The organism is Desulfurococcus amylolyticus Z-533 (assembly GCF_000513855.1).
Lineage (GTDB): Archaea > Thermoproteota > Thermoprotei_A > Sulfolobales > Desulfurococcaceae > Desulfurococcus > Desulfurococcus amylolyticus.
Genome location: NZ_KI911318.1, coordinates 871,869 through 890,242, shown reverse-complemented (window position 1 = coordinate 890,242; position 18,374 = coordinate 871,869). Strand labels below are relative to the sequence as shown.

17 protein-coding genes are annotated in these 18,374 nt (G+C 48.7%); 8 read left to right on the top strand and 9 right to left on the bottom strand.

Features of this window, described 5'->3' with window-relative positions; genetic code table 11:
• Positions 1 to 17: 17 nt before the first annotated feature.
• Positions 18 to 353 (top strand): aminotransferase class III-fold pyridoxal phosphate-dependent enzyme, encoded by a 336-nt coding sequence (locus tag SPHMEL_RS07205; protein WP_084322154.1) that lies wholly within the window; start codon positions 18 to 20, stop codon positions 351 to 353.
• A gap of 95 nt (positions 354 to 448) precedes the next feature.
• Here SPHMEL_RS07205 and SPHMEL_RS04595 read toward each other — a convergent pair whose 3' ends face one another.
• From SPHMEL_RS04595 to iorA, 4 genes are all read right to left on the bottom strand, one after another.
• A complete protein-coding gene (locus tag SPHMEL_RS04595) occupies positions 449 to 2,032 on the bottom strand; it encodes an amidohydrolase (RefSeq protein WP_042667541.1) in 1,584 nt (527 codons plus the stop codon).
• 433 nt (positions 2,033 to 2,465) lie between these two features.
• On the bottom strand, positions 2,466 to 2,942 hold the full coding sequence (locus SPHMEL_RS04590; protein ID WP_042667540.1) for a flavodoxin family protein: 477 nt from the start codon (positions 2,940 to 2,942) through the stop codon (positions 2,466 to 2,468).
• Positions 2,943 to 3,207: 265 nt separating this feature from the next.
• On the bottom strand, positions 3,208 to 3,801 hold the full coding sequence (locus SPHMEL_RS04585) for an indolepyruvate oxidoreductase subunit beta (RefSeq protein WP_042667539.1): 594 nt from the start codon (positions 3,799 to 3,801) through the stop codon (positions 3,208 to 3,210).
• Positions 3,802 to 3,807: 6 nt separating this feature from the next.
• Complete coding sequence (gene iorA, locus SPHMEL_RS04580) at positions 3,808 to 5,676, bottom strand: indolepyruvate ferredoxin oxidoreductase subunit alpha (RefSeq protein WP_042667538.1); 1,869 nt, start codon at positions 5,674 to 5,676, stop codon at positions 3,808 to 3,810.
• Between the two features lie 234 nt (positions 5,677 to 5,910).
• Here iorA and SPHMEL_RS04575 point away from each other — a divergent pair, with 234 nt between their 5' ends.
• The 4 genes from SPHMEL_RS04575 to SPHMEL_RS04565 all read left to right on the top strand — a co-directional run bounded on the left by SPHMEL_RS04575 (position 5,911) and on the right by SPHMEL_RS04565 (position 8,338).
• Positions 5,911 to 6,609: an acetate--CoA ligase family protein gene (locus SPHMEL_RS04575; protein WP_051401008.1), complete on the top strand. Its 699-nt coding sequence runs from the start codon at positions 5,911 to 5,913 to the stop codon at positions 6,607 to 6,609.
• Between the two features lie 44 nt (positions 6,610 to 6,653).
• The gene (locus SPHMEL_RS04570) at positions 6,654 to 6,851 is read left to right on the top strand and encodes a hypothetical protein (protein ID WP_042667537.1); all 198 of its coding nucleotides are present in this window, start codon (positions 6,654 to 6,656) and stop codon (positions 6,849 to 6,851) included.
• A 367-nt stretch (positions 6,852 to 7,218) separates the two neighbouring features.
• Complete coding sequence (locus tag SPHMEL_RS07345; protein ID WP_012608390.1) at positions 7,219 to 7,380, top strand: GNAT family protein; 162 nt, start codon at positions 7,219 to 7,221, stop codon at positions 7,378 to 7,380.
• Positions 7,373 to 8,338: a TIGR00269 family protein gene (locus tag SPHMEL_RS04565; RefSeq protein WP_042667536.1), complete on the top strand. Its 966-nt coding sequence runs from the start codon at positions 7,373 to 7,375 to the stop codon at positions 8,336 to 8,338. Before SPHMEL_RS07345 ends, SPHMEL_RS04565 begins: the two co-directional genes overlap by 8 nt.
• A gap of 30 nt (positions 8,339 to 8,368) precedes the next feature.
• On the opposite strand, the gene SPHMEL_RS04560 is transcribed toward SPHMEL_RS04565, so the two are convergent.
• Together SPHMEL_RS04560 and SPHMEL_RS04555 are read right to left on the bottom strand one after the other, a co-directional pair.
• Positions 8,369 to 9,187: a carbon-nitrogen hydrolase family protein gene (locus tag SPHMEL_RS04560; RefSeq protein ID WP_042667535.1), complete on the bottom strand. Its 819-nt coding sequence runs from the start codon at positions 9,185 to 9,187 to the stop codon at positions 8,369 to 8,371.
• 220 nt (positions 9,188 to 9,407) lie between these two features.
• Positions 9,408 to 10,691, bottom strand: a complete 1,284-nt coding sequence (locus SPHMEL_RS04555; RefSeq protein ID WP_042667534.1) for a hydroxymethylglutaryl-CoA reductase, degradative — start codon at positions 10,689 to 10,691, stop codon at positions 9,408 to 9,410.
• Between the two features lie 67 nt (positions 10,692 to 10,758).
• Between SPHMEL_RS04555 and hypA the strand changes: the two genes are divergently transcribed.
• Together hypA and SPHMEL_RS04545 are read left to right on the top strand one after the other, a co-directional pair.
• Positions 10,759 to 11,148, top strand: a complete 390-nt coding sequence (gene hypA, locus SPHMEL_RS04550; protein WP_042667533.1) for a hydrogenase nickel incorporation protein HypA — start codon at positions 10,759 to 10,761, stop codon at positions 11,146 to 11,148.
• A complete protein-coding gene (locus SPHMEL_RS04545; RefSeq protein ID WP_012608385.1) occupies positions 11,145 to 11,873 on the top strand; it encodes a P-loop NTPase in 729 nt (242 codons plus the stop codon). The genes hypA and SPHMEL_RS04545 overlap by 4 nt, the downstream gene beginning before the upstream one ends.
• On the opposite strand, the gene upp is transcribed toward SPHMEL_RS04545, so the two are convergent.
• A complete protein-coding gene (gene upp, locus SPHMEL_RS04540) occupies positions 11,835 to 12,527 on the bottom strand; it encodes a uracil phosphoribosyltransferase (RefSeq protein ID WP_042667532.1) in 693 nt (230 codons plus the stop codon). The genes SPHMEL_RS04545 and upp overlap by 39 nt on opposite strands.
• 48 nt (positions 12,528 to 12,575) lie before the next feature.
• On the bottom strand, positions 12,576 to 14,717 hold the full coding sequence (locus SPHMEL_RS04535) for a DEAD/DEAH box helicase (RefSeq protein WP_042667531.1): 2,142 nt from the start codon (positions 14,715 to 14,717) through the stop codon (positions 12,576 to 12,578).
• Positions 14,718 to 14,784: 67 nt separating this feature from the next.
• Here SPHMEL_RS04535 and SPHMEL_RS04530 point away from each other — a divergent pair, with 67 nt between their 5' ends.
• Positions 14,785 to 16,758 (top strand): molybdopterin biosynthesis protein, encoded by a 1,974-nt coding sequence (locus tag SPHMEL_RS04530; RefSeq protein ID WP_042667530.1) that lies wholly within the window; start codon positions 14,785 to 14,787, stop codon positions 16,756 to 16,758.
• Between the two features lie 223 nt (positions 16,759 to 16,981).
• Here the strand turns inward: SPHMEL_RS04530 and SPHMEL_RS04525 are convergent, their stop codons facing one another.
• Positions 16,982 to 18,346 carry a bifunctional hydroxymethylpyrimidine kinase/phosphomethylpyrimidine kinase gene (locus SPHMEL_RS04525; RefSeq protein ID WP_042667529.1) on the bottom strand — a complete coding sequence of 455 codons (1,365 nt, stop codon included), beginning with the start codon at positions 18,344 to 18,346 and terminating at the stop codon, positions 16,982 to 16,984.
• Positions 18,347 to 18,374 lie beyond the last annotated feature (28 nt).

Genomic DNA, 18,374 nt, shown 5'->3' with positions numbered 1-18,374 from the left:
CATACCTTTATCGAAGAATACCACAGGGTTTTTCAAGGTCATCTAGAACAGAATATGTCCCAACGGTCATCAAGGAGGCATATAACTCTGTAGTTATCGATGTATATGGAAGAAGGTACATAGACTTCTCATCAAGCACATCAGTAGTGAACACCGGCTATAATAATCCAAAAATACTAGACGTCGTTGAAAAGCAGTTGAGGGAGCTGATTCATTACACTCATATATATGGCTTCAATGAGCCGGCATTAAAACTAGCTAGGAAGCTAATCTCTATAACAGGTGTAGTGGATGGAAAAGTAATCTTGGGTCTGAGCGGTAGCGATGCTAATGAAGGGCTGTTTCATTGTTGAAAATGGGTTGAGAATACTTGAGAAGCTATTGATGATGTGGAAAAAGGAAGGGTAAGAGATGATGTTGTAGAGATGGTGAAGGGATGGGGTGACTACTAGTATATTCTCTCCCCTCCTATATATGTCTCCAATACCTTAATGCCTCTAACCTCATCGATGTCTACTTCGAATGGATCTCTGTCAACTACTATAAAGTCTGCTAATTTCCCTTCCTCCAATGAGCCTAGTTCCTCTTCCTCACCTATCACGTATGCTGATCCATACGTATAATAGTAGAGGGCGTCCTCAAGAGTTAATGCTTCATTCCTCGTGTCCTCGTAGAAAAATATATTCTCATTCCTCCCCCTTGTAACAGCCGCATATATCGTCTCCCACGGGTTCAATGGCTCAACCGGTGAATCGGTGGAAAAACCTAGCATTACTCCTTTACTGGTCATGGTTTTAAATGGATATAACCACTTAATCCTCTCACTACCTAGTCTCTCCTTAGCCCACCAATCCGAGATCACGAAGTGTGGTTGGACAGAGATGACTATTCCCAGCCTAGATGCCTCCTCGATTTGATCCGGCCTTATGACAGAGGCATGTTCAATCCTGTGTCTAATCCTTCCGCTTACTCCGAGTTCTCTGTATACACTGAGTATTAGATCTATTGCCGCATCACCGATACCGTGTACCGCTACTTGGAAGCCTTGCTTAGAGGCTTTCTCAAGGACCTCGCGAAGCTCCTCCTTACTAATCAGCTGCCTCCCACTAACTGATGGCTTATCGCTGTAAGGCTTTGATAGCCAGGCTGTCCTAGCCCCTAGGCTCCCATCCGCGAATAATTTAACCCCCTTTATCCTCAGGTACTCGTTGCCGAAGCCCCCTTTAACACCCAGCCTGCTTACATCATTGAACAAGCCTGGCTCCATGTATACCCTAATCCTTGGATACCTCCATCCATTACTCTGAAATAATGTGAAGAGGGCTTCAAGCGAATATCTACCGCAACTCATGAATCCTATTGTTGTAACACCCAGTGATGACGCGTATTTCAACGCGGACTCCATGAGCCCGACTCTTGCATCCATGCTCATGGATCCATTAAGAATACTTAGCGCCTCGCCTACCGCGTCCTCAACTACTATGCCGGTTGCAACACCTGATTCATCCCTTACTATATTAGATGTCTGCTTGGTAAGTAAACCAGTTATCCCCATTGCCTTAGTGTTTAATACTGCTGCATGCCCGCATACCCTGATTAATATAACTGGTTTATCACCGATTACCTCGTCTATGTCCCAGCGTGTAGGCCATCTCTTCTCATCGAATAATTCCTGGTCCCATCCCCGGCCTATGATGATTCCCGGGTTCTTTTCCTCATTATACTCTCTAATCCTCTTCTTCAACTCATCTATGCTCCTTACCCCTCTGAGGTCGAGTGTAGCTAGCTGCAGGCCCAAGCTGTCCAGGTGCATGTGTGAGTCTATGAAGCCGGGTAGAATAATCCTTTCCCCGAGATCCACTATTTCCCCCTTAAGCATCCTGCAAATAGATAAAGCATCCTCGTTTTCCCCAACATATAGGATCCTGCCATATGCAGCGACAACGGCCTCCCTTACCCTCAACGGTTTAAACCCAGCATATATCCTTCCGTTAATAAAGCACTTGACTCCCTGCAAAACCGTCACCAGCACTCATCAATTATAACACAATAAGCTTATACACTTATAGCTGACCCGCCATGGTTCTAGAAACACTAAACCATCTCGGCATCAACTATAACACAATACTTGCTCCGTAATCCATCGGGGCCGCCTAGCCTGTTGAGGACTCTAAATTCTACTTTCCACCAAGGTATTCGTGAACCCAGATTATTTAACAGACCCACCTAATCTATTAATTACCGATGATGAGCTTTCGGTCGCCCTGATCCATGGTGACGAGTTTTCCTCTAGCTGATAAACAAGAGTAGTCATCAAATAATATTATCTATTCTATATTGTTTAACAACCCATGAGCATGAATCATGGAGTCATTGTGATGTCCCGGGGCCAGAGGCCCGTTTTCATCCACTCCCCGTTAAGGGGTGGTCTGCGGGCGTCTACTCATGGTTTAGGCCTAGTGTCCTTAATTATTTTTCTCTTCTAGAATCCTTTTTAATCTAAGCGCGAACTTCACGGCTTTCTCAAGGTCTTTTTCATTAGGGTGGCCCTTGTTTAAGCCGCCGATCCTTGCTAGCACACCATTTGTATCCCAACCTCTGCAGGTGAAGTCTCCGATGAGCCGGTATCTTTTCCCGACAAGTATCTTCTTCAAGGCTCTGTGATTAATCATCTTTAATGGTATTCCAGCCGTGGAAAATATAAAGGCCATTTTACCTGGTGCCGGCGGAAGCTTCTCAGCCAACCTTATGAGTGCAGTATGATGTCTCCAGTAGTATATACCTGATCCGAAGCCCGCTAACTTGTACTCAACTACTTCGTCTGGCTGTATCTCCCAGGGCTTAACTAGTCTAGCACCCAAGATGCTGGATATAGCCTTGGCGATCTTCTCAGTGTTCCCGTGGTGAACGGATACGTAGATAATCACGACGTCATCACTCATCTAGGGCACCCAGCATACATAATACCGCAATACACATCTCAACGATCCCTCTCGTGTCCAGTTATATCAGTGACGATAATTGAGAACCCTTTCTCAGTCAGCTTCTATACGATGCCCTTATCAATGCCTGAGCTTGTCCTTGTGATTATTGCTACCCTACGGGTCATTTCCCACATATTAGGTTAATTATTGTTAAACAATATAAAATTTCTAAAAATCCCCTGGAGACACAGAGGATAGAAGACTGTTTAACCGCTACATCAGCTTAACGATGGTTTTTAAACCATTTGTGGCCCTCGTAATAGGCTCTTACAGATTTCTCCCCTGCCTCTCCACGAATTATGCTTCTTATCGTATCCTCGACTACATGGTGGGGCAGTATATTCGTGGCTGCATTGAGCACCCCTAACAGTACCATGTTTAATGCTCTTGGGTTGCCAGCCTCCACGGCTATCTTCCTTGCTGGCACCACGACAGCATTATACCTGGCTAGCTCGGCTAGCAGGACGCTTCTCGAGGGTGCTCTACCAGTTATACTGGCCATTGATGGCGGCCTGTATTCATCGGCTACGATTATTAATCCACGATGCCTCAAATACCTCATGTTCCTAACACTCTCCGTTAACTCTAAGCCGAGTAATACATCTGCCTCGCCACTACCAAATATCGGTGAGTACGTGTTACCACCTATCCTCACGAAGCTCACAACGCTACCGTATCTCTGAGCCATTCCGAGGGTCTCACCTGTCTTAACGGAGAAGCCGGTTTTAACAGCTGCCTCAGCAAGTATCCTTGAGAGCGTTAAGCCTCCCTGCCCGCCGATACCCGCTATTAATATATTGAACACCTTATTGGACACCAGTACTCACCTCTCCCTCCTTACTATTGCGTTGTATTGGCAGTATCTAACGCATAAACCGCATCCATTGCAATCCTCCTCTATGATATACGCCTTGCCTTCAACCATGATTATTGCTGGACACCCCGTTGAAGCAATACATGCCCTGCACCCTGTGCACTTCTCCGCGTCAACCACATAGGGCTCTACATGCTTTGTCCTCCTCTCCTCAAGGGCACATGGGTGTTTAGCTATCACCACGTTTACACCTTTCCTAACGAGGTACTCGCCTATGATCCTCTCAGCCTCCTTCAGATTGTATGGATCAACTACGGCGACATTGTCAACGCCTATAGCCTTCACCAGCTCCAGTATACTGATCCCCCTTGTCTCCCTACCCGTCTCAGTCCTGCTCCATGCCGGGGTTGACTGATGACCAGTCATAGCGACTATGTCATTGTCCAGTATCAAGACAAGCATGTCAACCCTCTTGTGAACAGCCTCGATCAACGAGGGGATGCCGGCGTGAAAGAATGTTGAATCACCTATGACGGCGACCACGGGTTTCTCGAAGCCAGCTATCTTCAACCCCATCGCCATCGATATGCTCGCGCCCATACTGTGCTCAGTCCATATAGAGTTAAGCGGGGGGTTCACTGAGAGCGCGTAGCAACCAATATCCCCGAATACAGGTATATCGCTGGGCTTGAACCCGTTTCTCAGTAGTGCTGAGCGTAACGCTATAAACGTGAATCTATGAGGGCATCCAGGGCATAATGGGGGCGGTCTCTCAGGTATCTCTACACCTGGTTTCACCGGCTCAGCGCCCCCAGTCTCCCTCACACCAGTAGCCCTGGCTATGAATTCCCTAACTATTACAGGGTTTAACTCGCCTTCAAAGGGGAGCCAGCCAGCATGCTTACCCAGGATCTCTATATGTAGCCCGGCCCTGTAGAGCATCTTGGCCAGCTCTTCCTCTATGAAGGGGTCCAGTTCCTCAACCACAAGTATTTTCCTACAGCCCTCTATGTTCTCCAGTATGAACCTGGCTGGGAGAGGGTGTATCAAGCCTAGTTTAAGTATTCTAGTCATGCCAGATAAACCGAGGGATTCAACGGCTTCGACAACGTAATTGTAGGCTGCACCCCCTGTGACAATACAGAGGTCCCCGCTCCCCTCAACCCTGTTTAAACCATGCTTTCCCGTAACCTCCTCGACCCTGGAGAGTTGCTGGTCAACCCATTTATGTCTTTCAAGATTCCACTTCATCCCAGCCCTTACGTATCTCGGCGGGTCCCTCTTAAACCCCTTATACCTCCTCGGCTCCTTGAACTCGCCTAAGATAACTTCCCCAACGGCATGGTTCACCCGCGTCGTCGTCAGAAGCATTACGGGGAGCATTAATTCCTCGCTTATCTCGAATGCTACCCTCGCGTAATCCTTGGCTTCCTGGGGGCTAGATGGAGAGATAGTAGGGAGCTTGGCCAACTTAGCGAACCACCTGTCATCCTGTTCAGTCTGGGTTGTATGGGGACCCGGATCATCGGCTACCAGGATCACTAACCCGCCGTCAACACCACTGTAAGCAGCTGAGATAACAGGGTCTGATGCAACGTTTAATCCAGGAGCCTTCATCGTCGCGAGCGCGCGGGCGCCGCTGATGGCTGCTCCGAGGGCTATTTCGAAGGCTACTCTCTCGTTCACAGCCCATTCAACATATATCCCTAGATCGCCCCCATATCTCTGTATGGTCATTATAACCTCGCTGCTGGGTGTACCGGGGTAACCGGTTACAACGTAGACGCCTGCCTCTACGGCACCCCTGGCGATGGCTTCATTACCCATTAATGCTAGCTTGGTGCCGGGGAGAGCCTTTAAAGGGTTTAAGCTGCTCATAAAATTACCCCTTATAGAAATAATACCTGGATCCACTTAAAACACTATGATCCGTCTTCGAGGACAGTCCTTCCTACATCCATCGGGGATTTCCATGCCACTCCTGGGTCAGCCTAGGATGCGCTCCTCATTTACTGCTCAGATCCCCTGTTCATCACTCCCAGAATCTCCGGTATATATTTTATATATGGATATGTTTATAAGCAGGAACGTATATAAGACAGTCAGGGCTAAATGCCTGGAAAACAAGCTGTTTCAGTCTCTAGTGTGATTGGTGGAGAGGGTAAGCTATCTGATTTAAAGGTTTTCCATATCCTCGAATCATATAATATACCTCTAGCATCATACGGGTTTGTATCAACTCCGGGGGAAGCCGTTGAGATAGCTGAGAAGATAGGTTACCCAGTGGTCGTCAAGGTGGTTTCACCCGATATAAGCCATAAGAGCGATATCGGGGGCGTTAGACTGGGTTTGACGAGTAGTAGTGAGGTATACAGAGCTGTCGAAGAGATGAACAGGGTTATCCAGGTTAAGGCGCCGGGTGCTAGGATTGAGGGATTCCTAGTGCAGAAGATGATGCCTAAGGGTGTCGAGGTAATCATTGGCTCACTTAATGACGCGGTCTTCGGCGGTGTCGTGATGTTCGGCCTTGGCGGTATCTTCACAGAGGTCTTCAGGGATGTCTCATTCAGGGTAGCACCAATAGATGTCAGGGAGGCGTTGGAGATGATCGAGGAGCTGAGGGCGTCCAGTATATTCAACGGGTACCGCGGCATACCCCCAGTTAATAAGCATGCGTTGGCTGATATATTGGTTAAGGTATCCCACCTGATAGTAGAGAATCCCTGGATAGACTCGATGGATTTAAACCCGGTGATAGCATACCCTGATAAAGCTGTAGTGGTTGATGCTAGGATAATAGTACGCAGGTAGATTGCCCTTAGTGATGAGTGCCCGATAACCTGAGCACGGTGTTGATGAGAGAGGCCTCGGCTGACCAGTGCCCCAACCTGTTAATAAGGGATTTCAAGGAGCAGGATTTAGATGAGGTCGTGGAGATAGATAAGGAGTGCTTCGAGGAGCTCGTACGCTATGATGGAGTGTCTTCGAGTCCATACCCGGCGAACACGATGGCAATATCATTTTCTATGTTGCTGCATGTAATAATGGGTTAGGGTTCAGGTCTCATATAGGTTTATTTTTATTTAAATTGGTTTCATCACTTCATCCTTGTTCCCCCTGTATCCTGCTTGGGCTTGCATTTGGCTTGTGGTGTTCGCGGGTACACTGGAGCCCGTGCATCTTGAATTAAGGGATAGGGTAGCATGCCACCCTATCCCTGTCTCCGGTGAGCCCGTGCTCCGGGTACTTGAGGATCCTGTAGCCTTCTCGAAACACTTGGGATGAGGAGTCGAGGCTGGTTTGAGAAGATGAAACACCTACATGGCAAAATTATACAATAATATAATAATAGCAGAAGACTAACACCAACACATACAAACCATTATAAAACCAGAAACAACTTGATGAGACTGTGGAACCATGTTGCTAGAGGTTGCTACTGACAACGCTGAGGCCATAAGCTTCTACCTGGGACACGGGTTTAAGATAGTTGTATTTATCAAAGGATACTACTATGGTATTAAAGACGCTTATGTGATGGGGAGGATCCTCGGGAGTAAAAGGGTGTCTATTCATGGCTAAGTGCAGGAGGTGTGGTAGGGAAGCTGAGTACAGGATTTCCTATGCTAAGGCATGGTTTTGCAGGGAGCACTTCATAGAGTACTTCGAGGAGAGAGTAGTCGAAACAATCAGGAAATACAGGATGATAAAGCCCGGCGACAGCGTCGTGGTAGCTGTCTCAGGCGGTAAGGACAGTATGAGCCTCCTCACAGTACTAGTAAAGCAAGCCAGGGAACTTGGTATCAGGGAGGTGATAGGACTCCACCTAAACCTCGGGATAGGCGGCTTCAGCGAACTTGTCGAATCAGTGGTGAGAGAGTACTGTGAAAGGCTTGGAGTTAAGTGCCACGTGATCCACTTGAGAGATCTCCTCGGGCTATCCATCTCTGAGCTCGCCTCGAAGGCGCGGAGGCCCCCCTGTAGTGTCTGCGGGCTTGTTAAACGCTACATCTTCACTGTTTCAACTATGACTGTAAATGCATCTGTACTCGTTACGGGACATCACTTAGACGACGTGGTAAAATACGCGTTAAAGAATATATACGTGGGAGACTATAGGTCCCTCGCCAGCTTAAAGCCTGTTTCAGTGGAAGAGGGGCTACCCGTTAAAGCAAGACCCTTAATAAGCGTTGGTGAGAGGGATATAGAGACCTATGCCAAATTATCGGGGATACCATACGTGGAGGCGAAGTGCCCGTTTAAACATGAGGGCGATGCTGAGAAAGCGGTCAGAGTCTTCATAAGTGAGCTCGAGGAATCCAACCCGGGCGCCAAGCTAACCCTGTTATCCAGTATAAGCAAGTTGATCCATGAGTACATTGAGCCACGGGAATCAAGGGGTTTAACAAGGTGCAGTATCTGCGGTATGCCTTCCTCGAGCGATGTATGCAGCTTCTGCAGGCTGACTAAGAAGGTTTATGGTAAATACATGGGTGCTGACGTTGTATCGAAGATTGGGAAGTCCCTCAATGCTTCCTAGCGGTGCTCGACCCGTTTTAACTGGCTGCCCCTATTGCATCAACAGCCTTATCTCCCATTTATTCTTCGATTGCTGTAGAACTGGTAGTTTCTCCCTTACCTCACTTATGAGGGATGCATCTATCGTGTATTCAACGTATGCTTCCCTCCAGCCTAGATCCAGCTCCCTGTAGCCCCACGGATTGAACACGCCGCTTCTTCCCACGAACATATCGCCTGTTTGATCAGCTAGGACTATGTAGACAGTGTTCTCATGTGCCCTTATGCTTGCTAGTTTATCAAGTATCTCTTCTTTATGCGGTCCCTTCACCCAGCCTGCCTGCACGATTATTATCTCGCTGCCCATTAAAGCGGTGATCCTGTACAGCTCTGGGAAGCGTAGGTCGTAACATATCGTGAAACCTATCTTGACTCCTTTAATCGATATTATCTTACCCGGTGCATCGCCCGGCTTGAAGAAGCTTGACTCCCTGAAGCCGTATGCGTCAAACAAGTGCATCTTACTGTAGACCGGTATCGCCTCGCCTCTATCAGTCACTATTATGCTCGTGCTCATGGTTAGCGGTGGAGTATCTGTTTTCTCTATAAAATGTACCAGTATGAACACCCCTAGCTCTCCAGCAAGCTTAGCCATCTCAGTCAGGTACCTGCTTGTAAGCGGTGTCTCCGAGTAGCTGTATACTAGTCTTGGATCCCCTATCTTCAACGGGTTCAACATACTGTACTCGGGGAGAACTACTATATCAGCCTCCTTATAATTCTTCCTCACTATATCAATAGCCTTACCAGCGTTCTCCGCTGGGAGATCATTGAATCCTGCCTGCACTATTCCAATCGTGATCGATGACATAGCATCCCCTTTTTGAATAATGCATCATGGAAACCTATTTAACCAGTGAGGCCAAATATTATCCAAGATACTAGGGATTAAACACGATGCAGGAAATAAACCTGTTATAGAGAATATTGATACGCTTCTTAAGAAGCAGAAGTTTGTGGAAATAACGTAGGAAACCACATCTAGAGCTGGTACACCTTTAAAAATGTATACAAGTGGATAAGGAGAAAAACTAGTCTAATGGCTCGCCCTGTAGTGCTTTCTCTACTAGTTGTTTAGCGTAGTCGTATCTTATTCTACCGTCCCTGATCATTTTCTCGGCTACCTTATCTATTAGATCTCCTGATGCACCAGCCATTATAGCGAGGTTTCTGGCGTGGAGCCTCATATGGCCTTTCTGAATACCCTCTGTCACGAGGGCTCTTAGAGCGGCTAGGTTCTGGGCTAGCCCCACCGCAGCCATTACCTCGGCGAGCTCCCTAGCCGTGTTTACCCCTAGGATCTTCAATGCTATCTTTGCCACAGGGTGTACCTTGACTGCTCCTCCAACAACGCCTATTTGGAGAGGTATCTCAAGGCTTCCCGCAAGATAGTTATCGCTTGTTACCTCCCAGTAGCTGAGGGGCTTGTAGACCCCCGTTCTAGAGGCGTATGCATGGGCTCCAGCCTCTATGGCGCGGTGATCCTGTCCCGTCGCGAGGGCTACTGCTATTACTCCATTCATTATGCCCTTGTTATGGGTTACCGCCCTATAGGGATCTATCTCGGCGAGTATAGATGCCTCCATTATCCTCCTGGCTACTTCAAGGCCTCCCACTTCTTCGACAGGTGTCGCAGCCCATGCCCGTGTAACCCTGTATACTGCGTGGTTTGAAACTATTCTGAGCCTTGCTTCCCCACCCGTTATCTTCTCTAGAAGCGGGGCTATTGCTTCAGCCATCGTGTTAACAGTATTAGCACCCATGGCATCTCTGACGTCTACTACTAGGTGGACTATTATGACCCCGCCTAAAGCAGGGTGCTCCATTACTCTTACCTCGAGGTCCCTGGGACCCCCGCCGTACTTTAGCAGGGTTGGATCCTGCTGTGCCGCGTAGTCCAGTAGCTCCTTCTTGGCCTCGATAATCTTCATGGCTTTAAAGCGTGGGGAGTTTACTTTAACCAGGTGTATTTGGCTGATCATCTCCTGTCTCTCAGCATTTGCAAGTATCCCTTTCCCATGCCTAAGCATCCTGGCTGCATTGCTTGCAGCCGCTACGACGCTTGTCTCCTCTATAACCATTGGGACAAGGTAATCCCTCCCATTGATCAGGAAGTTTGTCGCTACTGCGAAGGGATAGCTCATCGCGCCTATAACGTTCTCAATCATGCTGTCCCCTATCTTAACTGGTAGATTACCGAATTCACTCAGTGTCCTGCACTCTTCCTCTGTTAGCCCAGCCCACTCGCAGACTGTCCTCCATCTTTCTTCAAGGGGAAGCTTGTAGAAGCCCTGTATACGGCTTGTCTTCTCCATGTATACGCACCATAGGTAACTATATTATGTAGAAATAAAATAAATACAGAGCGAGTGGTGTAGAGTCATGGTTCACGAGTGGGCTCTCGCAGAGTCAATAATATACCATGTTATGAGTCAGGGATATAGGAAAGTGAAGACGCTGAAGATAAGGCTGGGGATACTTCAAGGCATCGATAAGGAAATACTAGGGTTCAGCCTAAGGGAGCTGGCATCGATGAATAACATCGAGATCAAAGATATAGTGTTCGAGGACGAGGAACCCCTATTGGAGTGCAGTACATGCGGCTACAAGTGGAGCCTTAGCCCATCAGCACTAAGTGAGGAGGAGAGGGAAGCCATACACTTCGTGCCTGAAGCCCTCTACGCCCTGGTGAAGTGCCCTAAGTGTGGTAGCAGGGACTTCACCATAGTCAAGGGACGCGGAGTCTCCTCAATAGAGGTGGTGTCGGAGTGATCGAGGACCCGAGGATCCATAACATAGTCAGGAATCTCTCGAGCATAAGAAATGTATATGCTGTGGTGAGTAGCAAGGGGGGTGTGGGTAAATCAACTGTTTCGACACTCCTAGCTCTCCATGCTTCAAGGAGATTCGAGACAGGGCTGCTCGACATAGACTTCACTAACCCCTCAACACATATCCTGCTTAACTTGAACCCCGGCGAGTTAAAGTATGAAGAGGAGAAGGGGATCCTACCATATGATTTAAAAGGGTTGAAGTACTTCTCAATTGTAGCCTACACAATGGATAAACCCCTTCCTCTACGGGGTGAGGCGGCTAGGAGTGCTCTCAGGGAGCTACTGGCAATAGTTAAATGGGGCAGACTAAAACTCCTATTCATTGATACACCGCCAGGCATGAGTGACGAACACCTGGATCTAGTATACATGCTGAGAGACATCGTTAAACCCATAGTGGTTTCAACACCGAGCATCCTTTCTGTTAAAAGCGCCGCCAGATTAGTAAGCGTGCTGAGGGAGGCTGGGTTTAAATGGATTGGGTTTATCGAGAACATGGGGAATGAGTCTCTGAGAGGCAATGAGGTACTCGGGGATGTAGAGTACCTTGGCTACATACCTTACACACCGGGCATCGAGTCCTGCCTGGGCTCAAGGATGGTGGAGGCCTGTATAGATCCTGGGTTACTCGACTCGATCCTCTCCAGGCTCACTGAACTCTAGCCCCAGCCTCGGCTCGAAAGCCATGTCAGCGCTTAGGCTTCTATCTCCTGCGTCACCAATCCCTGGCATAATGAAATAGTTTTTATCGAGAACTGGATCCACCTCTATGGCTAACAATGGTATCTCGTCGAACCTTGAGTGGAAGTACTCTACCCCGTAGCGGGAGGCGAGTACTGTGGCTGCAATGATTCTTCCTCCTCCCCTGGCACGCACTTCTTCAACTACCCTCACCATTGTCCTTCCTGTGGCAAGCGTTGGATCCACTACTATAACTGTGTAAGCTGTGAGGTTGCTCGGCATCCTCTCATAATATATCTCCGCATCAACCCTGTTCTCACTGATCACTCTTCTCGCTGCAACTAACCCAAGTCCAGCCCAGGGCATGGCATCCCATAACCCGTGTGTGAAGGGTATCGAGGCGCCTAACACCCCTATTATGTAAACCGGTTTATATGGATAGAAGCCCTCAGCCCTCCCATGATCGGAGTCGACGAAGACCCTGTCCCACTCGAGTAGTCTTGAGACCTCGTAGCCCATTATGAATCCAAGTTTTCTCATGTACTCCCTGAAGAGTCCGGGTGTTGTACCTGGTTTACGGAGTAGTGTTAGATAGTATTTAGCTAGCGGGTTATCGATGACTATGAGTCTACCCATGTGTCTCACATTAAGATTTAATGTTTTCAGGAGGTTAAAGGCTTGTGTTTAATTAATCCTATAGCCGAGGTCCCTGAGCTGTCTATCTATCTCCTCAGCTATCCTTGGACCGAACTTCGGTAAGGAAGCTATCTTTGATAACGGTGTCTCAGCTAGATCCCTGAGGCTCTTGATCCCGTGTTGTATAAGTATCCTTGCCCTAACCCTTCCAATAAGCCTCAGTGTGATCAGCTCTAGTGCATCCTCCTTTACCCCTTCCTCGATCCTTCTCGACAACGTGTCGAGGGCTTTGTGGAACCTTATATCCCCCAGCACCGCTTCTACACGGGCTAATGCATGGATGATCCATGATGCTGTATCCCTCATGCTGTAGAGGTCTCCTGGGCCAATCATGTATCTTGATACTATTTCATCCTCTGAAACCTCGTTTATCCAGTCGTAGAGTATCATGGCATGCATGAATCCATCCAACCACTCCTCATAGTCTAGGCTGGTTTTCGAGGGCGGTGGTATCATCCCCTGATCAGCCATCTCGAGAGCAACGTCTTCTAATCTCTCCACGATCTTATCCTGTATATATGGCGAACTTCTCTTGAAGTCCGGTGTTAAGCAGGCCACGTGGAGCAGGTAGATGTCCGAAGGCTCGACTGGTTTCAGCTCTCTGTATATGCTTATGCTTAAGGGATCCAGGTAGGTGTGGGATGTCACCCTGCCCAGCCTGGTAGCTTTCAGGGAATTGTTACCGGAGTACTCAATCATGCCCAACTCCTCGAGTAGTTTAACGGCCCCCATTATCTTCGCTGATTGGAATGGTGAGACCTTAGCCTGCTTCATTGAGAGCGTGGATGAAAGGATCTCTGATACCTCATCGATGCTTGACGCCTCACCTGAAGCCACTAGTGATAAGACATGTATCCTGAGGCTTCTCTCACTGAGAAGCTTGCCTGCAACCGGCTCAGGGGATCCATTAATATACTTCAAGGCCTCGCTATTGCTTGATGCATCAGTGATCACTGATTCACCTATTTCATCATAGCCGGGTCTTCCAGCCCTCCCAGCCATCTGCTTGTACTCCGAGATACTTATATTCACCCTCCTACCCCTTGATGCATCATAGCGTTTCAAGGAGACCAGGACCCTTCTAGCTGGAAGGTTTACTCCAGCAGCTAGGGTCGGCGTCGCGTAGACTATCTTGAGAAGCCTGCTCCTAAAAGCCTTCTCTACAGTGCTCCTAGCTATACTGGATAATCCTGCATGATGGAAGCCAACACCTCTCCTGATAAGGTCTGAAAGCACGTCTCTCTCAATACTAGTTGGCGCATCCTCTAGTTCACTGATAAATAGCTTTACAGCATCCTCGGGGAGCATCGGAAGGTGTCTTGCGGCTTCTACGGCATAATCCTCTACCTTCCTCCTGTTATGTATGAAAACCAGTGTCTGTAACCCTAGTTCAACCACGTTGTGTAGTGGTATGTCTAAGAATGGATCCCCGTTCTCCAGGTCAACGCTCTCCACTCTATTATCCACGGGGAAGACTAATCCAGGCTTCTTCTTATCCAGGTATCCCTCCACAAGCCTCACAGGCCTCCAATCGGTGTTAACCAGCACAGCGTTAAGCCATTCTGCGAGAGCCTCTGGATTCCCTATTGTGGCAGAGAGACCTATGATCCTGGTGCCTTGCCTAAGGAGTCTGGCTGCTATAACCTCTACTATTGGTCCTCGTTCAGGGTCGCTAGCCATATGGATCTCGTCTATGACTACTAATCCGACATCGCGGAGCCAGCTCGGCTTCTGCCTTAGTATACTGTCGAATCTCTCGTATGTAGCCACTATTATATCGTACCAGCTCAGGTACTCGACTGGCTCATCGTAGTCGCCTGTTGAAACCCCTACCCTCACTCCTAGAGCCTCCAGTGTCTTGAACTCCCCATACTTCTCGCTGGCAAGCGCTCTCAACGGCGTTAGGTATACTCCCTTCCCATGGTTCAGCCAGTTGTAGACCAGGGCTAGCTCGGCTATGAGTGTTTTACCGGAGGCTGTTGGGGCTGAGACAACGAGATTTCCCCCGGTGAACAACCCCTTCTCCACTGCCTCGCTCTGAACAGGGTTCAGCCTTCTTATCCCCCTAGTCTTTAACAGCTCTATGTATCCTCGGGGGAAACCGTACCCTAGTAGTGCATCTATATCCATGGCTTGATCCACTTGACTCAGGTAATTAAATCCCGTAATGGATATGTATGTAGCCGGGGTGTTTTAATTGTCTAGGAAGATCTTCCACACGCTTCTCTCGACAAGGGAAGCAGTTGAGGAAGTTGTGAAACGGGTGAAGCCAGCCCCGAAAGGAGTAGAGGAGGTTGGTTTAGAGGAAGCCCTCTGGAGGATACTAGCAGAAGACATATATGCACCAGTTGACCACCCACCCTTCGATAGGAGTGAGGTGGATGGTTACGCTGTGAGAAGCATTGACATCGAGTGGAGTGATGAATTATCCCCGGTTGAACTCAGGGTGGCTGGCTCAGTAAGAGTTGATGAGGAACCCGGTATCGCATGTAGGCCTGGTGAAGCAATTGAAGTTGCTACTGGAGCCATGGTACCAATGGACTGCGACTCCATTGTAATGGAGGAGTATACTGAGAGAACCGGTGAAGTAATCAAGGTTTACAGGAGTACGAGTCCCGGTGAAAACATCTCGACTGCTGGCAGTGATGTATCAGCTGGAGACCTAGTCCTCCTCAAGGGTACTAGGCTCAGTCACGAACATATAGCTTTACTAGCTGGCCTGGGGGTTAGAAGGATCCCCGTGTATGTGAAGCCCAGGGCTGCAGTATACTCGACCGGCGACGAGGTCGTGGAGCCAGGTGAACCGCTGAGTGCTGGCAAGGTATATGATGTAAACGGCTACCTTGTAACAAGCTATCTCAAGGAGCTCGGGGTTGACGCTGTATTCAGGGGCCGTCTTCCCGATGACTATGAGATTCTGAGGAACACTATAGAAAGCGATCTCGGAAGCTATGACATGGTTTTCACTAGTGGAGGTACAAGCGCTGGGATCAGGGATCTCGTATACAGGGTGTTCGAGGAGCTGGGCGAGGTAGTGGTGCATGGTTTGAAGACCAAGCCGGGTAAGCCAACGGTTATAGCTGTATCCGGTGGTAGACTTCTCGTAGGTCTCCCAGGCTTCCCCTTATCATGCTACATGATACTGAGGGGTGTTGTGAAGCCCATTGTCTCGCTTATGACTGGCCTCAGAGAGGATGAGAGGATAGTGGAGGCTACTCTACCGGTCAGGGTGAGGAAGCAGGTTGGTAAGACCTGGTTGATACCTGTATCACTGGTTGGGGGGGCCAACGGGTATTCAGCATACCCTGTATCATTTAGTAGCGGCAGCATAGCTTCGCTTATCTATAGTGATGGATATATTGAGCTCCCAGAGGACCTGGATACCGCTGAAGCCGGGAGCAGGGTGAGGGTCTACTTGTTCAGGGATCCACCATCACCTGGGAGACTCAACATCATCGGGAGCAACGACCCATTACTCATGGAGTTGTTGAGGGCTACTGGGCTGGCTTACTCCAGCAGGGTGTTGAACACGGGTAGTCTTGCCGGCTGGCACGCCGTGGCAAGGGGTGAGGCGGATATAGCTCCAACCCACCTACTAGATGAGGAGACGCTGGTCTACAATATACCGTTCCTCAAGAAGTTCAACCTGGAGGGTAAAGCGGTATTGATCAGGGGCTTCGACAGGCTTATAGGGATAGTAACAGCTCCAGGTAACCCTAAGAAGATAGAAGGTATAGAGGACTTCCTTAGAAGCGACGTCAGGATAGTTAACAGGGTAAGGGGCTCCGGTATTAGGACTTACCTAGACCACCACCTCAAGAAGATACTTGATGAGAAGGGGGTGCCCTTCACAAGGGTGAGGGAGCTTGTTAAAGGCTATACATACGAGGTGAAAACGCATACAGCTGTAGCACTAGCAGTAAGGCAGGGGAGGGCTGATGCAGGAATAGCAGTAGGCTACGTGGCGGAACTATTCAACCTAGGCTTCAAACCGTTGACATGGGAGGAATACGACCTACTAGTACCCGTGGAGAAAATGGGGAAGCCAGGTGTAAGGAGACTCATAGATGCATTGGTAAACAAAGAAATAATCGAGCCGCTACTCCAAGGCAAATACGGTAAATACTACAGGATACCAGTGAACGCAGGAAAGCCGAAGCATAATAGATAGCCTAGGAGAGCAATACACTAGTTAATAGTAATTCCCCTGATGGTTAATGTTTATAAGATAAAATAACAAAAAATAAAAGTTATTATTGATTTCTTGTCTTAAGCGAGCATGGCACAAAGAATTAGAAGTGGTGGCGCGCTATATGTATTAAAACATGTTTTCTATGCCGCACAGGCTGATGCTACGTGCTTATGTAACATGAGGACATAGCTCGGATGAACACTCAGCTCGCTACGTCTAGTATTTTCATTACTGCGTGTACTGCTGTTCCCGCAAATACCCTGATCATTGCTTCTTTACCAATATCTCCTGTATCGTAGACTATGTCTGCCTTGCTGTCTATCGAGAATGCCTCCCTTATTATCCATGGTATTGACGCACCCTCTTTCTGCTTTACTTCTGCCGGTTCACGTGTTCTATCTATGTAGACTACCCTGTATCCTTTCCTAGCTGCTTTCTCAATGAACTCCCTACTGTAGGCTACGTTAACTACTGCCCTTAACTCTGGGTTGTGCTTCACTGCCTCTAGGAGAGCTCTTGCCAGGTGGCTCGACGCCCCCAGCTTCACGGGGCCCACCTGCTTCACCGTGCCCATGTACCGTACTATCCTACCTGCCACTGCTACAACGTCTTTTATTCCCCTGGCGTACAGGGGGTTTATGATCCTAGCTATATTCATCCCTACCTCGGGGACCAGATGCTTGAATACATCCCTGTTCTCTAGGACTAGTTCAACGGCTTCCTCTACATCCATTATAGCCCAGTATTTTTCAGCAGGTATAGCGAGCCATGCTGCAGGGTTCACTGGACAATATCCCTTCCCCACACTATACCCGTAGCTTATAGCCGTGGATATGAATTCCTTGGCCAACTTCACTGCCTCAGGGATCTCGAGTCCCTTGGCCAGCTCAGCGGCTATAGCCGCTGAGAAGCTGCATCCACCTCCATGGTTACAGGGCTGGCTCACCCTTGAAGCCCTGTACTCCCTATACCCGCCGCGCCAGTAGAGGACATCTATTGACTCCTCACCCTCCATATGCCCGCCTTTCACCACAACCGCCTCGACACCTGTTTCAACAGCTATTACCCTAGCAGCCCTCTTAGCATCCTCAAGGCTCCTTATCTCCATGCCCGCCAACACCTCTGCCTCAGGCTTATTCGGGGTGGCTACTTTAGCCAGGGGAAGTAGCTTCTCGACGAGTGCTCTAACAGCATCCTCTCTGAGGAGCCTGGCCCCGGTTTTAGCTATCATGACTGGATCTACTACGAGTGGGAACCCATATCTATTCACCGCTCTAGCCACGACCTCTATGATCCCGCTATTACTCAGCATACCTGTCTTGGCAGCATCAACCCCCATGTCCTCAGCCACGGCTTCTATTTGCTTATAAACGATCTCAGGCGGAATATCATGGATAGCCGTGACAGCCACTGTGTTCTGCGCTGTTACACTGGTGACTGCTACAGCACCGTGAACGCCTAGAGCTGTGAATGTCTTGAGATCCGCCTCTATCCCTGCTCCGCCGCCTGAATCGCTTCCAGCTATGGTTAACGCGACCGGAATGGGTTTCAAGTGTGTCTCCTCCATGATAACCAAGTATTACATGATACAATAA

Excerpts from the sequence above, each read along its gene's own strand:
- SPHMEL_RS04590 (WP_042667540.1), bottom strand. The coding sequence starts at position 2,942 with ATGAGTGATGACGTCGTGATTATCTACGTATCCGTTCACCACGGGAAC.
- iorA (WP_042667538.1), bottom strand. The coding sequence starts at position 5,676 with ATGAGCAGCTTAAACCCTTTAAAGGCTCTCCCCGGCACCAAGCTAGCA.
- SPHMEL_RS04575 (WP_051401008.1), top strand. The coding sequence starts at position 5,911 with ATGCCTGGAAAACAAGCTGTTTCAGTCTCTAGTGTGATTGGTGGAGAG.
- SPHMEL_RS04570 (WP_042667537.1), top strand. The coding sequence starts at position 6,654 with ATGAGAGAGGCCTCGGCTGACCAGTGCCCCAACCTGTTAATAAGGGAT.
- SPHMEL_RS07345 (WP_012608390.1), top strand. The coding sequence starts at position 7,219 with ATGTTGCTAGAGGTTGCTACTGACAACGCTGAGGCCATAAGCTTCTAC.
- SPHMEL_RS04565 (WP_042667536.1), top strand. The coding sequence starts at position 7,373 with ATGGCTAAGTGCAGGAGGTGTGGTAGGGAAGCTGAGTACAGGATTTCC.
- SPHMEL_RS04560 (WP_042667535.1), bottom strand. The coding sequence starts at position 9,187 with ATGTCATCGATCACGATTGGAATAGTGCAGGCAGGATTCAATGATCTC.
- SPHMEL_RS04555 (WP_042667534.1), bottom strand. The coding sequence starts at position 10,691 with ATGGAGAAGACAAGCCGTATACAGGGCTTCTACAAGCTTCCCCTTGAA.
- hypA (WP_042667533.1), top strand. The coding sequence starts at position 10,759 with ATGGTTCACGAGTGGGCTCTCGCAGAGTCAATAATATACCATGTTATG.
- upp (WP_042667532.1), bottom strand. The coding sequence starts at position 12,527 with ATGGGTAGACTCATAGTCATCGATAACCCGCTAGCTAAATACTATCTA.
- SPHMEL_RS04535 (WP_042667531.1), bottom strand. The coding sequence starts at position 14,717 with ATGGATATAGATGCACTACTAGGGTACGGTTTCCCCCGAGGATACATA.
- SPHMEL_RS04525 (WP_042667529.1), bottom strand. The coding sequence starts at position 18,346 with ATGGAGGAGACACACTTGAAACCCATTCCGGTCGCGTTAACCATAGCT.